Source organism: Brachybacterium tyrofermentans, assembly GCF_014897585.1.
In the GTDB taxonomy this organism is placed as follows: Bacteria; Actinomycetota; Actinomycetes; order Actinomycetales; family Dermabacteraceae; genus Brachybacterium; species Brachybacterium tyrofermentans.
The window spans coordinates 38,252-56,996 of the sequence record NZ_JABUXW010000025.1; the positions used below are offsets into that span (position 1 = coordinate 38,252).

At 67.4% G+C, this 18,745-nt stretch carries 10 protein-coding genes and 1 pseudogene; 9 read left to right on the forward strand and 2 right to left on the reverse strand.

Annotated features, from left to right (window positions below):
* Window positions 1–11 precede the first annotated feature (11 nt).
* Window positions 12–731, reverse strand: a complete 720-nt coding sequence (locus tag INT49_RS16520) for a hypothetical protein (RefSeq protein WP_193118848.1) — start codon at window positions 729–731, stop codon at window positions 12–14.
* Window positions 732–1,246: 515 nt separating this feature from the next.
* Between INT49_RS16520 and INT49_RS16525 the strand changes: the two genes are divergently transcribed.
* The 9 genes from INT49_RS16525 to INT49_RS16565 all read left to right on the forward strand — a co-directional run bounded on the left by INT49_RS16525 (window position 1,247) and on the right by INT49_RS16565 (window position 17,619).
* Window positions 1,247–3,115, forward strand: a complete 1,869-nt coding sequence (locus tag INT49_RS16525; protein ID WP_193118849.1) for a glycosyltransferase — start codon at window positions 1,247–1,249, stop codon at window positions 3,113–3,115.
* Window positions 3,105–3,998, forward strand: a complete 894-nt coding sequence (locus tag INT49_RS16530) for an ABC transporter permease (RefSeq protein ID WP_193118850.1) — start codon at window positions 3,105–3,107, stop codon at window positions 3,996–3,998. The genes INT49_RS16525 and INT49_RS16530 overlap by 11 nt, the downstream gene beginning before the upstream one ends.
* 115 nt (window positions 3,999–4,113) lie before the next feature.
* Entirely contained in the window at window positions 4,114–5,034 is a 921-nt protein-coding gene (locus INT49_RS16535) for an ABC transporter ATP-binding protein (RefSeq protein WP_226850768.1), read from the forward strand.
* 27 nt (window positions 5,035–5,061) lie between these two features.
* Entirely contained in the window at window positions 5,062–6,234 is a 1,173-nt protein-coding gene (gene wecB / locus INT49_RS16540) for a non-hydrolyzing UDP-N-acetylglucosamine 2-epimerase (RefSeq protein ID WP_319021671.1), read from the forward strand.
* 43 nt (window positions 6,235–6,277) lie between these two features.
* Window positions 6,278–10,363 (forward strand): glycosyltransferase, encoded by a 4,086-nt coding sequence (locus INT49_RS16545; protein ID WP_193118852.1) that lies wholly within the window; start codon window positions 6,278–6,280, stop codon window positions 10,361–10,363.
* Window positions 10,364–10,400: 37 nt separating this feature from the next.
* Window positions 10,401–12,170, forward strand: coding sequence for a heparinase II/III domain-containing protein (locus tag INT49_RS16550; protein WP_193118853.1), 1,770 nt, complete (start codon window positions 10,401–10,403; stop codon window positions 12,168–12,170).
* 78 nt (window positions 12,171–12,248) lie between these two features.
* The gene (locus tag INT49_RS16555) at window positions 12,249–13,982 is read left to right on the forward strand and encodes an asparagine synthetase B family protein (RefSeq protein ID WP_193118854.1); all 1,734 of its coding nucleotides are present in this window, start codon (window positions 12,249–12,251) and stop codon (window positions 13,980–13,982) included.
* Window positions 13,979–16,780, forward strand: a complete 2,802-nt coding sequence (locus INT49_RS21430; RefSeq protein ID WP_193118855.1) for a heparinase II/III family protein — start codon at window positions 13,979–13,981, stop codon at window positions 16,778–16,780. The genes INT49_RS16555 and INT49_RS21430 overlap by 4 nt, the downstream gene beginning before the upstream one ends.
* The gene (locus INT49_RS16565; RefSeq protein WP_193118856.1) at window positions 16,777–17,619 is read left to right on the forward strand and encodes a hypothetical protein; all 843 of its coding nucleotides are present in this window, start codon (window positions 16,777–16,779) and stop codon (window positions 17,617–17,619) included. The genes INT49_RS21430 and INT49_RS16565 overlap by 4 nt, the downstream gene beginning before the upstream one ends.
* Before the next feature lie 6 nt (window positions 17,620–17,625).
* Here the strand turns inward: INT49_RS16565 and INT49_RS16570 are convergent.
* Window positions 17,626–18,745, reverse strand: a pseudogene (locus INT49_RS16570) (hypothetical protein); the annotation flags it as partial.

Below are 18,745 nucleotides of genomic sequence, written 5' to 3' on the forward strand. Positions count from 1 at the left end.
CCTCCGCGCCGTCAGTGCAGCGAGAGCAGCTGTCGCAGCCAGGGAACGTGTTCGCCGATCAGGGCGATCGTGCCGTCCCCGAGCACCAGCAGCGCGATGATCGCCAGCACCACGGCGAGCCCGGCCTGCAGCGGGCGACGCCGTTCGGCGAACCAGTCCGCGAGGCGCCGCACCATCCGGTCGTGCCGGCCGACGGCCGCGATCGCGGTGAGGGTCACGAGCGGTGCCTGGTAGACGAGGTTCCACAGCACGAGGAGCGCGATTCGCAGGGCGAGCGACTCCTCCTGGGCGGCCATGCCCACCGCGAGGGTGAAGGCAGGATCCGCCAGCGCGGTCGTGGAGAAGGCGATACCGGCGACGAGCAGCGGCCACATCGCGAGCCGGGTCGGGGAGCTGCGCCGTGCGATGCGCCCGTGGGGGAGGGGCGGCCGACGCGCGGAGCGCCACTGGTGCAGGGCGAAGGCGCCGAGCGCGAGGCCGGCGGCCACTTCGACGCTGCCGATCGCGTTGTTCGAGTGCAGGATAGGGCGCAGCCAGGCGCCGAGCACGGTGAGCAGCGGATGCAGCACCACGGTCACGGGGATGATCACCAGCGCGTAGCCGCCTGCGAAGGCGAGCAGGTGCCGGAGCTTCCCGCCGCGCAGGAGGATCCCGGTGGCGATGACGCCGCCGAGCACGTCCATGGTGAGGATGGCGAGCCCGAGGAACGCGAGGACGCCGGGAAGAGTCATGCTCGGAGCGTACGAGGCCGGGAGGCGGCGTGCAGCGCGGTTCGCGCCCACTCGGGGTGGGGGTTATCCGGAGGCACGCCCATGCCGCACCCCGCGACGCCGCGGCCTCACGCCTCGAACACGACCTCGCCGTCCTTGATCGTGGTGAGCACCTCGAGGCCCCGCAGGTCCTGGTCACGGTGCAGGGGATGCGAGTCTGGGAAACGTCACGAGGTTCTATGGAGCGGCTGACCCGTGAGCGCACCGCCTGGCAGGGATGGTTCACGCCGGGGCCACGGAGGATATCGAGAAGGCCGTGCCTGCGGGGGAGGGGAAATCGATGTATCTGAATAGGGCTTACTTACTGGATGCACTGCCAGATCACATCGCGCGGCTCGAGACGGCGCGCGGCGAGCTCTGGCAGCGACTTGGCTGAACTCTGCGGCGAGGAAGTCGCTGGCCGTGGCTCACTCCGGCGGTCTGGCAACGAGAGGACCGCAGGGCGGCTCGCGGGCCCACCCCTGTATCCTCGACCCGTGAATATCGGATCTCGGGCGGGCACGGTCCTCGGCTCAGCACGGCAGCTCCTGCCCACAGGGGCCAGGAACGTCTCCGTCCTCGTACAGGCGGCATCCCAGCATCTCCTCGACGACCCCGCCCTGCTGGCGATCCAGATGAGCCGGAGGCTTCCCTTCGGTGCCCGGGTACGACTCGGTCGACTTCTCGAGGGGACCCGGCCGCTCTCGCCGGCTGTCAGTGCGCTGGGGTCCTTCATCGCCGGTCGCGACGCGACTGCGGTGAGCACGCTCGAGGGTCTGCACGCGGAGACTCGTCGACGGCACTCCCGCGTGGCGGGTGAGGTGGCGATCCTGCTGGATCGGCTCGATCTGATCCCCGCCGATGCCTCGGCGACGACGCACGCCCGTGCTGCGTGGTCGCGGGGTGACCTCGGCCGGGCGGTGCACCTCCTGGATCGGGGCGGTGCAGGCGGATCCCGCTACGCGAGGCGTCTGCGCAGCGAGCTGCAGCTCCTGCAATCGGGATTCCGACTCCCGACGAGCTCCCACCGCCCGAGGCACTCGCGCGCCCCGCAGGCCGCCGACGGAGCGCCGCGGGTGCTGCACCTTCTGACCAACTCGCTCCCGCACACCCAGTCCGGGTACTCGCTGCGCAGTCATCGGATCCTGACGGCGCTCCGGGACCAGGGCATCGAGTCCGTGGCTCTGACCCGCACCGGCTATCCGGTAATGGTGGGCCTGCCAGCGGCGCGCGACGAGGACGTTGTGGATGGCATCCGCTATGTACGGACGCTCCCCTCCCGACTGCCGCAGACCCAGCAGGAGCGGCTCCACGTGGAGGTCGAGCGCGCCCTGGAGCTGGTCGAGGAATTCCGCCCGCAGGTCATCCACGCGACCACCAACTACCTCAATGCACTGGTCGCGCAGGCAGTCTCCGACGCCACCGGAGTCCCCTGGGTCTTCGAGGTCCGGGGCCTCATGGAGAAGACCTGGGTCGCGTCGCATACGACCGACGAGGGACGCGAAGCAGCCACCGCCTCCGAGAAGCATCGCCTCATCGCGGCCAAGGAGGGCGAACAGGCCCGTGACGCGGACGCAGTCGTCACGCTGTCCACAACGATGGCCGACGAACTCGTCTCCCGGGGCGTGGACCGCGACACGATCACCCTGGTTCCCAACGGGGTCGACGAGTCCCTCTTCGAGGACCACGTCAGCACGTCCCGCGCACGAGAGATCGTGGGGCTGGGCGAGATGCCGGGCTTCGGGGCCGGCGCCTACCTGGTCGGGGCGGTCAGCGCCCTCGTGGACTACGAGGGGTTCGACGTACTGCTCCGCGCCGTCGCGCATCTCCTCCAGGACCGGAGCACTCCCGAGGAGCTCCGCAGCCGGCTCCGCGTCGTGCTGGCCGGCGACGGTGTCTCCCGACCGGCGCTCGCCGATCTGGCCCACGAGCTGGGGATCAGCGACCGTGTGCTCCTGCCCGGAAAGGTTCCGCGTGACGAGGCCCGTCGCTGGGTCGAGGCCTTGGACGTCGTCGTCGTGCCCCGCAAGGACGTGGCCGTGGCCCGCTCGGTCACTCCACAGAAGCCGATCGAGGCGCTGGCACTGCGGCGACCGCTGATCGTGTCGGACCTTCCCGCGCTGCGCGAGGTGATCCCGGAACCGGGTGAGGGGGCTGTCGCCCAGTGTGTCCCGGCGGAGGATCCGGAGGCGTTCGCGCAGGCGATCGTAGTGTCGAACGAGAGGGCGGAGGACGCGGACCCGTGTGAGGTTTCGGCCTCATCCGTGGTCCACGGGCGCTCGTGGCCCGGACAAGTGGGACGATACGCCGTGGTGTACTCACGAGTGACGAGCGGAGAGAAGGAGGGCGATACGCATGGCAGCTGATGTGAAGACTCCCCAGCAGATCGTCGACGCCCTCGATGCCCGCGGGTACCAGGCGGACGGTCTCACCCCGGTCGGTGTGCGGCCCCGCCTCGGCGAATACCTGGCCCAGTTGTGGGACCGACGGCATTTCATCTGGATGGACGCCCGCCACCGGGTGGCGACCCAGAACAGCCGGAATCGTCTGGGCAGCGCGTGGCTGATCCTGAAGCCGATGCTCGATGCGGCGATGTACTTCGTGATCTTCGCACTCGTCCTGAAGGTCACGCGCGGGATGGAGAACTTCGCGGGCTTCATCATCATCGGGGTGCTGATGTTCCGCTCCACGATGCAGGCGATCAGCCACGGGCCGGGTCAGTTGAATTCCGGTAAGGCGATGATTCGGGCCTTCTCCTTCCCGCGTGCTGCGTTACCGATCTCTTCTGAGATCCGCGAGTCCCTGCAGATGGTGTACACCGTGACGATCATGGTGGTGATGATCATGGTGGTGCCGAACCACGAGCAGCCGGAGCTGACCTGGCTCCTGGTGCCGGTGATCTTCATCTTCCAGTTCTTCCTGAACCTCGGGATCTCGCTCGTCATGGCGAGGATCGGCTTCTTCTTCCCGGACATGACGCAGTTCATGTCCTTCGTCGGCCGGTTCCTGATGTACGGCTCGGGCGTGATCTTCCCGATCGATCGTTTCCTCACGAACCCCATCGCCTCGGCACTGATCGCTGTGAACCCGATCTACCACATGCTGGTCCTGTATCGCGCGGTGCTCATGGACGGCACCGTTCCCGCAGCGGAGCACTGGATGATCCTCGGCGCCTGGTCGGTGGGGCTGACCGTGTTCGGATTCATCTTCTTCTGGCGAGGTGAGGCCACCTATGGCAACGAGCAGTGATGTGACGCAGGGCGAGGATAATCGCGGGACCGGACCGGCGGATGAACGCTGGCACGCCCCGGAGTCCTCTCCGGTGACGGTGGTCGCACACGACGTCCGGATGCGATACCGGGCCATGAGGACCGACAGAACCCCGCGGACCGGCCTGCTCGGGAAGTTCACGCGCAAGCAGATGGTCAACGTGGCGGCTCTGCGCGGAGTGTCCTTCACGGCCCGTTCCGGGGAGTTCGTGGGGATCATCGGGCGCAATGGGTCTGGGAAGTCGACCTTGTTGCGCGCCCTAGCAGGGTTGGAGTCCCCGAGCTCCGGCACCGTGCTCACCTCCGCCCGTCCGGTCCTGCTGGGGGTCAGCGCGGCGCTCATCCCAGAGCTCACCGGCGCGCAGAACGTGAAGCTCGGCGCGCTGGCCATGGGACTCACCCCGGCCCGTGCGGAGGAGATCTTCGAGCAGGTCGTGGAGCTCTCCGCGCTGGGCGAGGCGATCGACCTCCCCATGAAGACCTATTCGTCCGGGATGGGATCGCGCCTGAAGTTCGCGATCTCCCTGGCGGCGGATCCCTCGATCCTGATGATCGATGAGGCGCTGGCCACCGGTGACGCGACGTTCGCCGAGCGGTCCAAGAACGCGATGGACAAGCTGCTGGAGAACGCCGGCACCGTGTTCCTGGTGAACCATGCTGCGCAGACCATCGAGAAGATGTGCTCCCGCGCCATCTGGATGGAGCGCGGGCGGATGGTGATGGATGGGGACGCCGTGGAGGTGGCCCGCAAGTACCGCTGGTTCGCGCATAATCTGGCACAGGGCAACGAGGAGAAGGCGGCCGGCCTGCTCCGCGACGCCGTGCTGGAGGGAGAATCCCAGCGGCGAGCCGCGCAGCTGTTCCCCGCGGCAGATCTTGAACCGGCGACGGCGAAGCGCACTCGAGACGTCGCCCCGGAGTTCGAGCCCGATCCCTTCACGAAGGCCTACGACCGCAGCACTCCGTCGGTGAAGAAGCCCTTCCCTGCCACGATCTTTCCGCACGACGACAACTGAAGCATCCCGATCCCCAAGGAGAACACCGTGACTCTTCGAATCATGACCATCTATGGCACGCGCCCCGAGGCGATCAAGGTCGCCCCGATCATCAAGGCTATCGAGGCGGACGCCGACCTCGAGAACGTGCTCGTGGTCACCGGTCAGCACCGGGAGATGCTCGACCAGGTCAACACCATGTTCGAGATCGTCCCCGACCACGACCTGAACATCATGGCCGCGGGGCAGAGCCTCAACGGCATCGTGGCGAAGGTGATAAGCGGGGTCGACGCGATCCTGGAGAACGAGACACCGGATGCGGTGATCGTGCAGGGCGATACGTCGACCGTCATGGGGGCGGCCGTAGCGTCGTTCAACCGCCAGATCCCTGTTCTCCACCTCGAGGCGGGCCTGCGCTCGGGTGACATCAACTCCCCGTTCCCCGAGGAGGCGAACCGCAAGCTCACCAGCCAGATCGCGGCACTGCACCTCGCGCCGACATCCACCAGCAAGGCGAATCTGACGCGCGAGGATGTCAGCGAGAACGACATCGTCATCACAGGCAACAGCGTGATCGACACCCTGCTGCACGCCACCTCGACGCTCGAGGTGCGATTCGACGACGAGCGGCTGGAGAAGCTCCAGCAGAGCCTGGGCAACAACGGGCAGGAGCGCATCCTGCTGGTCACCGCTCACCGCCGCGAGAACCTCGGTTCCGCCATGGAGGACATCGGCGGCGCCGTGGCAGATCTGGCGCGCAAGTACCCGGATCTGACGGTCGTGTTCCCGATCCACAAGAATCCGAAGGTCCGTGCCTCGATCCGGCCGGCTGTCGAGGGGCTCGACAACGTGCTCCTCATCGAGCCGCTGCCGTACGCCCAGTTCACGCGTGCGCTGAGCCTCGCGAACATCGTCCTGACCGACTCCGGCGGCGTCCAGGAGGAGGCTCCGAGCCTCGGCAAGCCCGTGCTGGTCATGCGAGAGAACACGGAGCGACCCGAGGCCGTCGTCTCGGGAACGGTGAAGCTGATCGGCACGCACCGCCAGCGCCTCGTCGACGAGGTCTCCCTCCTGATGGATTCCCCTGAGGCCTACGAGGCCATGGCGAATGCCGTGAACCCCTACGGTGATGGCCAGGCAGCGGCCCGTACCGTGGCGGCGATCAAGTGGAAGTTCCTGGGTGGCGAGCGTCCGGCGGACTTCGGCACCCCTTCCGCCTGAGAGCACCGCAGCCTCAGCATCTGGCAGGACGAGCAGGAACGAGATGACGACTATGCGTGACCGACTTCGAACAGCGATCCTGGCGGCTGGAGCGGGGTGGGCGCTCTTCGTGATCGTCTTGGCAACCGCCGCCGCGATGGGCTCCTGGATCGTGGCGGTCATCGCCGCTGTCCTCGGGCTTGCTCTCGTGGTCTCCACCTGCTTCGTGGTGATGCGCCTCGCCACGCGTCTGAGCGGGACCACCGACCGCTTGGCGACCCGGGCGAAGAACCTCGAGACGCGCGCTGATGTCGTCGAGCAGCATGCGGACGCTCTCGAGCAGGGCGTGAACGAGGTCGGATCCCGCGTCGGCGATGTGGAGGTGCTGTCCGCCGACCACGATCGTCGGATCGTCGACACCGTCTCATCGGTCGCAGGGCTCGACGCCGGCCTCGCGGCGACCACGCATTCGCTCAGCGAGCTCGACGCCGGCCTCGCGGCGACCACGCGATCGCTGGGCGAGCTCGACGAGCGCGGCGCCCGCCAGGACGCGACGCAGAGAGAGCTCGTGGAGAGCCTCGATGCGCGCTTTGCCGCCGGCGACGAGGAGGCTGCGTCGCTACGCCGCTCGGTGGTGAACGCCCGCAACGCGCAGAAGAGGTCCGCGGAACGTCTCGACCTGGTCCGGAAGGATCTGCGGGTGCTGCGGAGCCGGGTTCCCAGCGGCTTCCTTGCACCCCTGGAGGGAGAGGTGTCCACCCTGCAGGATAGGTCCCGGGAGCACGCGCGCACCTCCTTCGAGACGGCGATTCAGCTCGGGCGCAGCCCGCGCTCCATCCTCACCGTCGAGAGTGCCAGGAAGCTCTTCCAGGACTACTACTCACGGGGCGACTACCTGCGCGTGCGCCCGCTGCTCGACAGCTTCGATCTGCTGACGGAGCAGAATCTCACCAGCTCCCGGGCGATCTACCGATACTTCCGGGGCACGGGGTACTGGGAACTTGCCGCTCAGGCGGTCGCGCGGGTCCATGAGAAATCCGGCCGCGAGAACGACGCGAGGGCCGTGGCGAAGATCGAGCACGAGATCTCGCTGTTCTCCCAGCCCTTGCTCGTGAGCCCCGAGCTGCCGGACGGGGATGCGCATGATCCCTCCGGTCCGATTCTGCATATGGTCGGGCGGGTGCTGCCCGAGACGCAGACCGGCTACACCCTGCGCACCCAGTACACGGCCCTCGCCCAGATCCGGAAGGGCCTGCCGGTCGCGATCGTCGGCCAGTCGGGGATCACCGAGCATGACGTCGAGCAGATCGAGCACTACGTGCAGGGCGGGGTCGACTACTACCTGCTGCCGGGTGCGGCCCGGAACGAGCTGCTCCTGGACGAATGGCTCGCCGAGAACATCCGCGGTCTTGCGCAGCTGGTGCTCGAGATCCGCCCGAGCGTCCTGCACGCCCAGTCGGACTTCTTCAATGCGCTCATCGTCCACGCTGTGGGCACGAAGTACGCCATCCCCACCGTCTACGAGTCCCGGGGCTTCTGGGAGGAGTCCTGGCTCTCGCGGACCATCGACGCGAACGGCTGGGGAGAGGGCGCCGACAACCTCTTCTCGATGTACGGACTGCCCGATGCATACTCCCTGAGGAAGCGTGCCGAGGAGATCGCCCGGCAGCTCCCCGATCACGTGTTCACTCTCGCGGAGGTCATGCGGGATCACATCATCGAGTCCGCGCACGGTCGGATCCCCGCGGGCTCCGTCTCGATCGTGCCCAATGCCGTCGAGGCGGCGAACTTCCCGGTCCAGGAGAGCGATCGCGAGCTGGCCGAGGAGATCGGTCTCCCGGAGGACGCGCTCGTGGTCGGCTACATTTCGTCGATCGTCGAGTACGAGGGGATCGACACCCTGATCGATGGCTATCGCCTCGCTGCGGCCACCTCGGATCGTCCGCTGTGCCTGATGCTGGTCGGGGACGGGGCGTACCTGCCCACCCTGCGTGAGCGCGTCGAATCCGCAGGGATCGAGAACGTCTTCTTCACCGGTCGCGTCCCCCATGAGGACGTGCTGCGGTACTACGGACTGATCGACCTGTTCGTGGTGCCTCGGAAGGCCTCCGCGGTCGCCGATCTCGTCACTCCGCTGAAGCCGTTCGAGGCGTTCTCGACGGGGCGCACGGTGATCCTGTCCGATGTGGGCGCCTTGCAGGAGATCGCCCGGCAGTCCGGCGCTGTCGAGACGTTCCGGGCCGGGGACAGCACCGATCTCTCCCGGAAGCTCCTCGAGCTCATCCAGGATCCCGAGCGACGCCAGGAGCTCGGCCAGACCGCCTCCCGCTGGGTTCGCAACTACCGGACCTGGGACAGCAACGTCAGCGAGTACTACCGGGTCTACAAGAAGCTGGGCTACACCGGCACCTCCTCGCTGAACCTCGAGGCAGAGGTGCGGCTCCGCGAGCGAGGCGTGAATGCGGGCGACCTCCTCGATGCCTTCGAAAAGCTCCCCGAGCCCCCTCTGACCGGCTGGTTCTCGCTCAGCGAGATGAAACAGGACGCGCAGGACATCGTCACGACGGGCTGGGTCTTCGAGGAGTTCGAGCCCGTCCGTGTCACTGAGCATCCGGATTGGGCCGCCGTCGGCGAGGTCAACCGCACCTGGGGATTCACTCTCCATTCGTGGCCGTTCATGGAGCCGCTGCTGCGGGAGCACTCACGGACCGGGGACCGTTCCTGGCTGGAGACTGGCCTGGACATTGCCCTGGACTGGATCGGGACGTACCTCGATCCCGCTGCTCCCGAGGATCCGATGGCCTGGTACGACATGGCCCTCGCCCTGCGGGCTCCCATGCTCCTGAATCTGCTGATCCGCACTGCACGCCACGAGGATCTGCATCCGCAGGCAGCCGTGCTCATCGACGCGATCCTGCGGCATATGGACGAGCTCCACGAGGACCGTGCGTTCAACCCGAACAACAACCACGGGTTCTACACCGCGGCATCGCAGTTGCACCTCGCCAAGCATGGCTCCCCCCTGCCGGGCGCCAGCGCTCTGCACGACGACGGCGCGGCACGCCTGCGCACGATGGCAGATCGCCAGTTCGCGCCGGACGGCGCGCATCTCGAGCATTCGCCGGACTATCACCGGATGCTCCTCGATTCCTTCGAACAGGTTGTGCTGGACGGACTCGTCGAGGACGAGGACATCTGCGAACGGATCCGGCGCGCCGCCGAGGTGCTCGGGTGGATGGTGCAGCCCGACGGGTATCTGGTGCAGTTCGGGGACACGCCTGCGACGTACATGACGGTTGACGGCGCGACCTCCATGGATCCGCACACGCAGTTCATCCTGAGCGATGGACGACAGGGCGAGGCACAGGGCAAGGAGCTCGCCGTGTACCGCGATGGCGGATACGCTTTCGTGCGCTCTCCTGCTCCGCAGGCCCCGGGGGAGCTCGCCGCAAGCGGTTATCTCGCCTTCAGCGCCGCATTCCACTCCCGTGCGCACAAGCATGCCGATGACCTCAACCTCGTCTGGTACGACCGTGGCACCGAGATCCTCGTGGACTCTGGCCGCTACGGCTACGGCGATCTGCTCCCTGCCGATTCGCCGCTGCGCAAGAAGGGGTTCTACTACGGCTCGCCGGAGCGTCAGTACGTGGAGGGCACCAGGGCCCACAACACGGTCGAGATGGACGGGGAGGATCAAGACCGCCGGAACCGGGCACCCTACGGCAGCGGCATCGCCGACGCCGTCCAGACGGACGGTGTGTTCGATCTGTCCGCCCGGGTGCACCATGCCGACTACATCCATCGCCGGCGCGTCGTGTACACGCCGGGCCGGCAGCTGCTCGTGAAGGACGCGGTCTTCTCGCAGTCCCCGGACAGCCGCACCGCTGTGGTCTGGTACAACATCGATGGCTCGTTCGAGCTGATCGAGCGCGACGAGGCGCTGGTGTTCGAGCGTCTGGTCGATGGCGAACTGGTGCGCCTCGAGGTGTCGGGACCAGGTACTCTCGTCGATCCTGTGCGGGGCGGGCAGGATCCGCTCCGCGGGTGGCGTTCCCGTCGGGATCGTTCCCTCGAGCCGGTCTGGTCGGTCGGATTCTCCGTAGCCGTCGAGACCCGGGCGGCGGTGGATACGGTCTTCCGGCTCTCGTGATCACCCTCCCGGGCTGTCCCCGCTTCGTTAGGACTCCATGACAGAGAACGATGACAAGACCGCGAAGGTCGATCTGCTCGCCGCCTCGGACACCGATCTGCGTCGGCGCGGTCTCGAGGTCGACCAGCTGCTGACCGCCCTGAGGTCGGCGCCGCTGCCCGACCTCACCGGATGGTTCACGATCCAGGAGATCAAGCAGAGCGCCGACGCGGTGCTCGAGGACGGATGGAAGTTCTCCCGCTTCGACCCGGTACCGATCGCCACCCTCACCGACTGGGCGCAGTACGGAGCCGCTCACCGGTCGTGGGGGTTCCATCTGCACGCCTGGGAGTTCATGGACCCGCTGCTGCGCGCGGCGGATGCTGACGACGGGGACGTCTGGCTGCGCCGGGTCGTCCGCATCGCGGTCGACTGGGTCCGGATCCATCGGGGCGCCGACGACGAGGCTGATCCGATGGCCTGGTACGACATGTCCCAGTCGTTGCGCACCCCACGGCTGATCGCCATCGCTCTGCGTGCCGCGCGGCACGCAGACCTGCGGGAGGAGACGGTGATCCTGGCTGAGGCACTCGCCTGGCATCTCGACGAGCTCCACGAGGACAGGGCCTTCAACCCGCGCAACAACCACGGCTTCTACACGGCGGTGTCCCAGGTTCATGCCGGGCGCTACCTCCGGATGCTGCCGGATGCTGCCCGGACCGCGGAGGAAGGCGAGGAGCGACTGGCTCTCATGGCCCGCTCCCAGTTCGCCGCCGATGGTGTCCACCTGGAGCATTCCCCCGATTACCACCGCATGTTGCTGAACTCCTTCGAGCTGGCGGTGCAGGACGATCTCATCCTCGACGAGGAGATCCGCGCACGCATCCAGCGTGCGGCGTATGTTCTGGGATGGATGATCCAGCCCGACGGCACGATCCTTCAGATGGGGGACTCCCCGGCGACTCAGGTCATCGGGAAGGTCCTGGACTCCATCGATCCCCACACGCGATTCCTGCTCACCGATGGGGCGTCGGGCGAGCCTGCCACGGAGGAGCTCGCGGCCTTCCCCGAGGGCGGCTACGCCTTTGTGCGCTCACCGCAGCCATCGGCCCCGGGCGAGCTCGCCCGAAGCGGCTATCTCGCCTTCAGCGCGGCGTACCACTCGCGGGCGCACAAGCACGCCGATGATCTGAACGTGGTCTGGTTCGACCAGGGCCATCAGATCCTCACGGATGCCGGACGCTTCGGCTATGGCGAACTGTTGGATCGGGAGTCCCCGCTCCGGGCGGAGGGCTACTACTACGCTGCACCGGAGCGCCAGTACGTCGAGAGCACGATGGCGCACAACACGCTGATGGTCGATGGCAGGAACCAGCAGCGGCAGGGGAGGAAGCCGTACGGCAGCGCGCTCACGGAATGCGTGCAGAAAGGCGCTCGCTTCGACCTGTCCGCGCGGGTCCGCCACTCCGACTACGTCCACCGACGCAGGGTCGTGTACACGCCCGGGAAGGAGCTGAGGCTCCTCGACGCGATTCATTCGAGCCGGTCGGAAGCTCGTGAGGGCGTGGTGTGGCTGAACCTGGACGGCAGCTTCGAGCTGGAGTCCGTGGGGGAGGAGATCGTGCTGGTCGCCGAGACGGAGAACGGCCCGCTGCGCGTCTCCGTGAGCGGCCCTGGTCGTCGGCTGGACCCCGTGCGTGGGCAGCAGGAGCCTCTACGAGGATGGAGATCCCGCAAGGATGGCTCTCTTGAGCCCACCTGGTCGCTCGGCTTCGCCTTCCCCCTCGAGACCCGGGCGTCGGTCGAGACCCGACTGCGCCTGCACTGACATCACCCTCGACCCCCCGCTCAAGAACGACAACACGAGCCAACGCATTCGCCGTTCCCCAGAAGTAGGTATCACGCCATGAACATCAACTTCGTCTGTGTCGCCCGCACACCCGAGGCCCGCACCATTCTGCCGACCCTCCTGGATGGCGTGGTCGAGGACGCTCGCCGGATCTTCGGCGAAGCCATCGATCACGTGTACCTCGACGAGTCCACAGCCCTGTTCAATGCGGACCGGATGGAAGGCGCCTGGCAGGTTCCGACCTGGTTCGAGGAGGGCGGTGACATCTTCGCTGTGTCCCAGCCTCCGATCCCCGTCGACCACGACACGACCCCTGGCGACTACTGGACGGGCCTGGCTCCGCTGATCCGCTCGGGCGCTCTCGGTCGCCTGCTCCCCAACCATTTCGGCATCCATCGGCGGGCGGATGGCTCGGTGCGGGTCTGGGCGGACACCCTGGGCCTCGGCCGGTGCTACTACGTCGTGACCGACGATTTCGTCGCGGCCTCGAACCATATCGGCGTGCTCGCGCACTTCGTGGATGGGCCGCTCGAGGCGGACACAGAAGCCATCGGCCGGTACGTGCTAGCCAGCTGGTTCACGAAGGATGACTCCCCGATCCGCGGCATCCACCGACTGCGAGAGGCGACGGTTCTCGATGTCTCCCCGAGCGGCGACGTCAGCTTCGGTGAGCACACCGATCTCACCGAGCTTGTGGGGGAGCGCGAGGCGCGACCGGACTACGACGAGGTCGTCGACCAGACCCGCACGATCGCCCGGAACCTCGATGCGCTGAGCGTGCGCACCTCCACGGTGTACCTCAGCGGTGGACGCGACTCCCGGATGACCGCCTCCATCTGGCTGAGCGGCGGGAGCAGTGCACGGGTCGTGACCTTGGGAACCCTCGAAGCTGAGGCCGAGATCGCGCAGGAGCTTATGGGTATCTACGCTGGCCAGGAGCGTGAGGGCCAGGAACTCCGGCACGACCTCACCTACCCGAACGCTTCCACCATCACGATGCCCCTGCGCGAACGTTTCGCGAACGCCTTCGCGATGTGGGACGGCGACGCCGCCCCGACCAATGCACGTTCGAACGTGGGAATCCCGGGTCGGCAAGCGGGGCTCAGCATTGGCGGCGTCGGAGGCGAGATCATGCACGGCTACTATTACCACCGACCCGGGGACCTCGAGAGGATAGCCCGTCTCGACCATCCTGTCGCCTACGCCGCCAGGAGCTTCCGCGGCACTTTCGTGACGCCCGAAGTCCACTCGTCCATGGACGGATTCTTCGATGAGTATTACGAGCGAGCGGTGCAGCACGGCCTGCCGGGCGTCGGCGCGCTCGACTATCTCTACCTGACCGAGAAGTTCCGCCGCTGGGGCAATCAGGCGCTCGGATCGATGGCGGCGGTCATGCTGTCCGGCCCCGCCTACGTGAGGGCCTGCTTCGATCTCGATCTGCAAGAGAAGATCGACAAGAAATTCCCCGACGAGATCGTGCGTCGCGCGGTCCCTGCCTGGGCTGACGTGGAATATTACAAGGCTCCGTCCTCGGACTCGAAGAAGTCGATGAAGAAGAAGCTCTCGACTTTCGACACCGATCCGGAGTACTTCCACGAGGTCTTCCGGAACCCTCGGGCATGGCCGCAGTACCTGGAGCGGGAGAAGGTCGAGGATCTTCTCCAGAAGATTCAGGGGGAGGATGCTCCGCCTGTTCACGAGGCGTGGCTGAACCGGGCGATGTGGATCGACCACATCGACGAGCACATCGCCGATCTCAACCGCCGCGTGCGGGAGGTGCGCACCCGATGACCCAGCACCCGCTTCTGACCCGGTTGGAGACCGGATACTTCGCCCCCCGTTCGAGCGACGCGAGAAGCGCCGGATTCCTGACTGACGGTCGAGTGCGCATGGGCGACGTCACGGTCGACGTCCATTCGCCGTCGTCGTTCGACGAGACCGGAGCGATGAAGCGGGTCCACGTCCTCGCGCTGCAGTCCCTGCGCTGGATCGATCCGCTCCGCCGTGCTCCGGAGTCGGTGCCGGCCGCTGCCGAGGCCTGGACGAGGATCGTCATGACCTGGGCAGCCTCCGCGGGGGCCCAGGATCCTGCGTCCGATGCGTGGCGCTCGATCCCGCTGGAGCAACGGGCGACGGCGCTCGCGCTGGGCACCCCGGAGGGGAGCGAGGCGATGTCGCTGATCCCGCTCCACATCGAGCGCCTCGCCCGCCTGGACGAGGACGCCAGCTCGGCGGAGCGCCGCCTGCAGCTGCTGCAGATCCGTCTCGCCCTCCAGGTGCGCCTGGGGGAGGGGCCGGAGGCACTCCGCGAGAGCGCGATCGCGGCCGCCGCCGGGGCCTTCACCGATGACGGCTATGCGGTGGCGAAGGACCTCTCCGAGGTCGCGAATGCTGCGCACGCCTGGCGAGAGGTGCTGACAGAGCTGGGGGTCCCGGAGAAGCACGACATCTTCGCTCGGATCGGTGCCACGGGCTTCTGGCGACAGGCGCTGGCGCCGGACGGCACGTTGATCCCCGTCGGCGGAGCCGTCCCGGATCAGATCCCCGGAGCCGACGACCCGAGAACCCGCTACGTGGTCACCGGGGGAGCGGAGGGATCAGCCCCGGCGGAGATCTCCCACGTCGACCCGACCGGCCTGGTGAGCCTGCGCAGCGGATGGGGAGAGACCGAGCGTGACGCGCGGGACGAGACCCTCGTGACCATGGTCCTCGGACCGGTCCGGGGCCGGGACGCCCATCATGATCCAGGGCGCGTGACCTACACCTCCCAGGGCCGAGCCTGGCTCGTGGACCCACTCGGCCCGGCTGCCGCCGAGGCCGATGCCCACTCCGTGATCGATGTCGAGGACGTGCGCTACCGCGTCAACGGCGGTGCGGAACTGATCCGGCACTACGCGGACGACAGCGTCGAGGGCATCGTCGCCAAGGTGAACGTGCACCTCCAAGTGCAGTGGTCGCGGCACCTGGTCTACGCGCGCACCGGGAACTACCTGGTCGTCGAGGACACGGTCCGCTCCTCCAAGGAGTACGCAGGCCATCTGCAGTGGATCGTCGCGCCGGATGCAGTGGTCGAGCCGTCTCCCAGCGGGTTCCTCCTGCATGCGGACGGGCGTTCCGTCGCGATCCAGGTCTCCGGGCTTCCTCTCAAGGATCACGAGATCACGGAGATCAGCGAGGAGTCCGGCGAGCGGATCGCGTGGCGGATCAGGGTGCCCATGGCGGGGACCAGCAGTCGCGTGGTGTCAGTCATCGCGGACGTCGTGGACCCGTCCGTGTTCGCTGCCCACAGGGTCGCGCGCGGGGGCAAGGAGTTCACCGTGAACATGCGCGACAAGCACCTGGACGAAACCCTGGTGGTGACGCCGGACCTCTCGATGGTGGTGGCCTCCGGGCTCGACCCGGACGAGGCCGTGTCCCGGACCATCGCTATCGGCGCCGCGGGGAACCTCACGCCGGAGGAAGCGCTGCAGCAGCGTATCGACGTCCGCCGCGCGATCGATACGGTGAAAGCGGAGGTGCACGCCGAGGGCGGTGACGTCCCGGCTCGACTGCGGGGTATCGAGCGACTCCTAGGCGCCGGCGAGGAGCTGCGGGTCAACGGGCTGCGGGACCACGGCTTCGGCGCCGCGCTCATCGATCTTGCCGGCACGGACCTCACCGGGCACGTCGCCGCGCACCCGCAGGTGGAGAGTCTGCGCCGGGGACCCCTGGTCCGTTTCTCGCAGGAGGAGCTGATCCAGCCGGGCTACGACGTGCCCGTGCGGACCACTCCCGATGCCGGGACGGTTCCCGACGATGTCGCCGAGCCGTTCGTCTGGAGCGTCGATCTGGGCCAGCTGGTGCCCTCGGCGTACCTCCACGACGGGGAGGGTGACGTGCTGACCGTGTACTTCCACGGCGCGACGGACCGCACGAAGTTCACCATGCCCCGGTACGAGCGCCTTCGGTCCATGCCGAAGCTGGGGCTCGGCCCGGTCATGTTCTTCTCCGATCCGTGCCTGGATCTCGATTCCCGCATGATGCTGTCCTGGTACGTGGGCACCGAGGACGTGGACCTGCATCGCGAGATCGCCCGGATGATCGACGCCTACGCTCGTCGTCGCGGCATCGAGAAGGTGCTGCTGGTCGGGAACTCCGGTGGCGGCTTTGCCGCGCTGCAGCTCGGCGCCTACCTCGAGGGGACCAGGGTGGTCTCCTTCAACCCGCAGATCCAGGTCGACAGGTACGTCCCGCGGATCGCGGAATCCGCGCACTGGGCACTGTTCGGTCGCGGCACGGTGAGCGATGACCCGGTGAACGCTCCGCGCATGGACCTCATCGAGCGGTATCGCCGCATCGGATTCGATCAGGACGTGCTGCTGATCCAGAACCCCGGGGACGATCATCATCACCAGGAGCACTTCCTGCCGTTCACCGAGGCGTTCAATGCGTCCGAGCGCTCCGACCGGATGCGCACACTGACCCCGTACCTGGGCCCAGGACACCGCGTTCCCGGCTCCGAGGAGTACCTGCAGATCGTCCGCGAAGAGGCCGCGGCGCAGTCCGACCAGCCCTGGGCGCTGCGCGGGCTGCGGGACCTGGGCTCATGAGCTCCTCGTCCGCGGTCCCGACCTCCGGTGACGCGTGGATCCAGCACCAGATCCGGCGCACCATGTTCGAGCATGCGATGGGAGGTGCGATCAATACCGGCGGCCTCGGGGCCGTCGCCCTGCGCTTCGATCATGGCCTGGTCAACCTGTCCCGGCACATCCTGCCGTTGACCAGCTCCCGTCACCTCCAGGTATCCCTGGCGCACAACCCGCGCACGGGTGACCTCCGGGAGAACCACGGCGTGGGCATGGACGAGGTCGACGGCTGGGTACGAGCACGGCACGTCGAGATCTGGAACCATTCCGCCTCTCACCGAGGCGTCGCCACCACCGAGGATCTGATGGACGAGGTCGTCGCGTCGATCGGAGAGATCGAGGAGCAGCTCCCCTCGACACAGGGCAAGGTGTGGGGCTTCAACCCGCCCGGGATCCCGGGGGAGGACTACGCCGGCTTCGCGAAGGGCTCCCGCCCGGAGGAGTGGACGACGGAGGCCGGGAGGATCATCCTGGCCCATCACGCGGTGGTCTCCGGGCACGTACCCGGCACCGCCCAGCGCCTGCTCGATGGCCGGCTGAGGGACGGCCTGGCCCACGTCACGATGGATGCCCGCCCGGTCGAGGAGATCATCGCGCGCATCGATGCCGCAGCCCGGAAGAGACGGGGCCTTCAGCTGATGCTCCATCCCTCGCGCCTCGGCCTGGACGGCAAGCTCAGCGTCGAAGGACTCACGGCGGTGCTCGACCATCTCGTGGAGCTCCGGGAACGGCGCGAGATCGTGACGCTGTCTCCCTACCAGCTGCTTCTCGCGGATGCGCGAGGTCACATAGCAGCTCGCTGAGACTGCTCAGCGGCGTTGCCGCAGGCGCGCGACAGTCTCCTCGAGCTTGGCGATGCGCGCGTAGGCCGTCTCGAGCCGACGCGGTGAAGGGTCGCTGGCCCAGTCCGGGTGCGGCCGAGTCCCTCGCGGGGCAGGCCGTGTGTACAGCTCTTCGAGAAGCTTCGCCGTCCCCGTCGCGGAATGCTCCGCCTCGACGTACCGGCGGCCGGCTGCTCCGAGCTCGGCGCGGCGAGAGGCATCGCCCAGGAGATCGGCCATGACCGCTCTGAAGGTCTCCGGATTAGCGCTCACCACCGGCATGGATGGGTGGCGGGTGCGCACTTCGTCGCGGATCCGCGCCACTGCCACGCGACCCATCGCCATCGCCTCCAGGGAGAGCACGCCGGCGTCGCCGCCCAGGAGCTTCTCGATGACGATGTCGGCCTGCGCGATCTGACGGAGCAGCTCGTCATGAGAGGCTCCTTCGACGATCCGGACCTCGATGTCGAAATGATTCTGGAGCTGCTGGAGCTCCGCCTCGATCATGTCCGTGCCTTTGGTGGCGCGACGCCGCGTCGCGTGCAGGACGACGGGACGAGAGCGATGGGGCATCGGCGTGGCCTCGTATGCCGTGAGATCGAGACTCTTGGGCAGGTAGGTGGCCTCGGGGACATACACCTGGTCGAGCACGGAGGACACGGTCATCACGTGCGCGTAGGTGCGGATCAGTGCCAACCGCGTATCGATCTTCTCCTCATCGCACGGGATATCCGCGAAGCGATAGAAGCTCCACGGGTCGTCGTCGAGGTGATGGCTCTTCTTGCGGATGTCGGAGCCGTGGAAGGAGACGACGATCCTCTTGCCCAGCGCACGCAGCAGAGGTAGGTCCCACATCTGCGGCAGTCCGTCACGGGCTGGCATGAGGGACCGGGCGGTGTGGAGATGGAAGACGTCGAACTCTTCCTCGAGGGCTGCCGTCAGCACGGCGAAGTAGTCCGCTGTCGATTCGGGATCCAGCTGTCGGTCCACACGGAACCCGTTCGGGCTGGCGCCGTAGTTCCAGATCTGCGCTTCATGACCGAGTGCGGCTAGCCTCGATGTTTCATCGGGGTTGTGAGCGGGGGCGACCGGCGTCGTTGCCGGTGTT

Coding starts and splice junctions, on each gene's coding strand:
- INT49_RS16520 (WP_193118848.1), bottom strand. CDS start 731: ATGACTCTTCCCGGCGTCCTCGCGTTCCTCGGGCTCGCCATCCTCACC.
- INT49_RS16530 (WP_193118850.1), top strand. CDS start 3,105: ATGGCAGCTGATGTGAAGACTCCCCAGCAGATCGTCGACGCCCTCGAT.
- INT49_RS16535 (WP_226850768.1), top strand. CDS start 4,114: ATGAGGACCGACAGAACCCCGCGGACCGGCCTGCTCGGGAAGTTCACG.
- INT49_RS16545 (WP_193118852.1), top strand. CDS start 6,278: ATGACGACTATGCGTGACCGACTTCGAACAGCGATCCTGGCGGCTGGA.
- INT49_RS16550 (WP_193118853.1), top strand. CDS start 10,401: ATGACAGAGAACGATGACAAGACCGCGAAGGTCGATCTGCTCGCCGCC.
- INT49_RS16555 (WP_193118854.1), top strand. CDS start 12,249: ATGAACATCAACTTCGTCTGTGTCGCCCGCACACCCGAGGCCCGCACC.
- INT49_RS21430 (WP_193118855.1), top strand. CDS start 13,979: ATGACCCAGCACCCGCTTCTGACCCGGTTGGAGACCGGATACTTCGCC.
- INT49_RS16565 (WP_193118856.1), top strand. CDS start 16,777: ATGAGCTCCTCGTCCGCGGTCCCGACCTCCGGTGACGCGTGGATCCAG.